This window comes from Pontibacter sp. HJ8 (assembly GCF_054824225.1).
Window position 1 is genome coordinate 1 of record NZ_JSYF01000603.1, and the last position, 962, is coordinate 962.

Genomic DNA, 962 nt, shown 5'->3' on the forward strand with positions numbered 1-962 from the left:
ACCTTCATTCGTGTGTATAGTGTCTTTTCAGCCATTGGCTCAAGCCTGTCAAACCCGGAAACAGTACACGTTCTGTTATATTGGCCTGGTCCAGCTTGTCCCGGATCTCCCATTTGAGCCCGGCAGGTATAATCACCCGGAAAAATAACTCCGGATGGTTTTCCAGCCACTTCCCCATGTTGGCCTGCGCCGTGGACATAAGCGAAAACAAGGCATACTGATGCACGATACGGGCATCCAGGGATGGCGGCTCCAGGAATACTAGAAATTCCTCCTGCTGGAGCAGGGCCAGTTCTTTTAAAGAAGAGCAAACAGGCTGCAGCATCTCCGGAGTGAACACATTGGAGCCTTCCTCGTTGATGGCGGTCTTGAGCGAGAGGGGCAGGAATTCATTTGACTTAACATAATCTACGCACCATATGACACCATCCTCGCTGTACTTTGACAGGTCTTCTGTGGCAAAGTGAAGCGCTACATAAGGGGAGTAGGTCCAGTCGAGCAGGCGGGTAGGCAGGCCATGGTGCTGTGCCACAGCCAGCCAGTTCCAGACAGAGTCACCGGCTGCAGCATTGCTGTGGGCATACTTCCGGAAGTTGCGCAGGATGTGGGGCTCCAGTTCATGGTAGTGGCTGCCGAGCCGGGTAATGCTGGTGCTCAGGTCATATTGTTTGCTCCAGGAACCTCTGTAGACATAGGAGGAGCGGAAGCGTTTGATTTTGTCGTTCCAGCTGTGGTCAAACAAGGCTGATTGCACCTCTGTCCAGCTGTTTACTACGATGTCTTTTGCTTCTTCCATACAATGGTCGGGTGTTTACGCTTTAGAGTAGCAGGCAACGGGGTGCTGTAGGCATATACTTTTTTGCCTCCTTAAATGTTGTGGGCGGACCCTATTCTTCCTGCCAGACAAAACGCCCTTCATACGGCTATCCCTATAGTTTTATATGAAAATATTTAATATTTAA

General features: G+C 50.5%; 1 protein-coding gene. It reads right to left on the reverse strand.

Annotated features, from left to right (window positions below):
* Positions 1-4 precede the first annotated feature (4 nt).
* Positions 5-796 (reverse strand): FRG domain-containing protein, encoded by a 792-nt coding sequence (locus tag OB13_RS19930; RefSeq protein WP_461491938.1) that lies wholly within the window; start codon positions 794-796, stop codon positions 5-7.
* Positions 797-962: the final 166 nt, after the last annotated feature.